This is a genomic window from Streptosporangium subroseum, from assembly GCF_900188345.1.
Taxonomy (GTDB): domain Bacteria; phylum Actinomycetota; class Actinomycetes; order Streptosporangiales; family Streptosporangiaceae; genus Streptosporangium; species Streptosporangium subroseum.
In genome coordinates, this window is record NZ_FZOD01000159.1 from 1 (window position 1) to 1758 (window position 1758).

Below are 1758 nucleotides of genomic sequence, written 5' to 3' on the forward strand. Positions count from 1 at the left end.
CCGGCATCGACCTGCTCAGTCCGGCCGAACGCCACCGGGTCCTGGTCGAGTGGAACGACACCGCGCGTGGGGTCCCGGCCGCCACGCTGCCCGAGCTGTTCCAGGCCCAGGTGGCCCGCACCCCGGACGCCACCGCCGTGGTGTTCGAGGGCACCGAACTGTCCTACGCCGACCTCAACGCCCGCGCCAACCGGCTCGCCCGCCTGCTGGCCGTACACGGTGCCGGGCCGGAGACCCTGGTCGGGGTTCGGCTCGAACGCTCCGCCGACCTGGTCGTCACCCTGCTGGCCGTGGTGAAGGCCGGCGCCGCCTACCTTCCGATCGACCACACCTACCCCGCGGACCGGATCGCCTATCTGATGGAGGACGCCAGGCCCGCGCTCCTGGTCACCACCGGCGAGCTGAACCCGGGGGACGGCGGGCAGACGCCGTGTCTCGTCCTGGACGCCCCGGACACGGCACGCGCCCTCGACGCGCTGCCCGCGACCGACCTCGGCGACGGCGACCGCATCCGTTCACTCCTGGTCGAGCACCCGGCGTACGTCGTCTACACCTCCGGCTCGACCGGCCGGCCCAAGGGCGTCGCCGTGCCGCACGAGGCGATCGGCCGCCTGGTGCGGGAGGCCAACTACGTCGAGCTGCGTTCCGACGACGTCGTCGGCCAGCTGGCTTCGGTGTCCTTCGACGCCGCCACGTTCGAGCTGTGGGGCGCCCTGCTCAACGGAGCGGTCCTCGCCGTCGCCCCTTCCCGGAACCTCTCGGTCTTCGAGCTGCGCGAATTCGTCCGCGAGCACCGGGTGAGCGTCATGTGGCTCACCGCGGGACTGTTCCACGAGGTCGTGGAGACGGACCTGACCGTCCTGCACGGGCTGCGTTGCGTGCTGGCCGGTGGCGACGTGCTGTCGCCCGCGGCCTGCCTGGCGGTGACGGAGGCGTTCCCGGAGATGCTGCTCATCAACGGCTACGGCCCGACCGAGGGCACGACCTTCACGAGCGCGCACGCCCTGCGGCCCGGTGAGCCGGCGGACGGCCGCCCGGTTCCGATCGGTACCCCCGTCTCCGACACCCGTGTTCACGTGCTGGACGCCGCGCTCCGGCCCGTTCCCCCGGGTGTGGTGGGTGAGTTCTACGTGGCGGGCGCCGGCCTGGCTCGGGGGTATGTGAACCGGCCGGGCCTGACGGCCGAACGGTTCGTCGCCAACCCGTACGGCAGGCCCGGCGAGCGCATGTACCGTACCGGCGACCTGGTCCGCTGGACCGGCGACGGGCTCCTGGAGTTCGCCGGGCGGACCGACGAGCAGGTCAAGGTACGCGGTTTCCGGGTCGAACCCGGCGAGGTCGAAGCCGCCCTTGCCACGCATCCGATGGTGGCACAGGCCGCTGTGATCGTCCGGGACGACCAGCCGGGCGGCAAGCGTCTCATCGGCTATATCGTCCCCTTGCGCTCCGGTTCCGGCTCCGGGGAGAGCGTGACCGGCGCGGCGGTGCGGTCGCATGCCGCACGCCTGCTGCCCGACTACATGGTGCCCTCGGCCGTGCTCGTCCTTCCTCGGCTCCCGCTCACGGTGAACGGCAAACTCGACAGGGCCGCCCTGCCCGCCCCGGACTACGCCGTGGGGACCGTCGGCCGCGAACCGCGTACGCCTCGGGAACACCTGCTCGCCCAGGTGTTCGCCGAGGTGCTCGGCCTGACCCAGGTGGGGATCGACGACGATTTCTTCGACCTCGGTGGGCATTCCCTGCTGGCCACCCGTCTGG

General features: G+C 72.2%; 1 protein-coding gene. It reads left to right on the plus strand.

What is annotated here, in order from left to right:
• A partial coding sequence (locus tag CHC08_RS47780) for a non-ribosomal peptide synthetase (protein ID WP_179282663.1) occupies positions 1–1758 on the plus strand: 1758 nt, incomplete at both ends.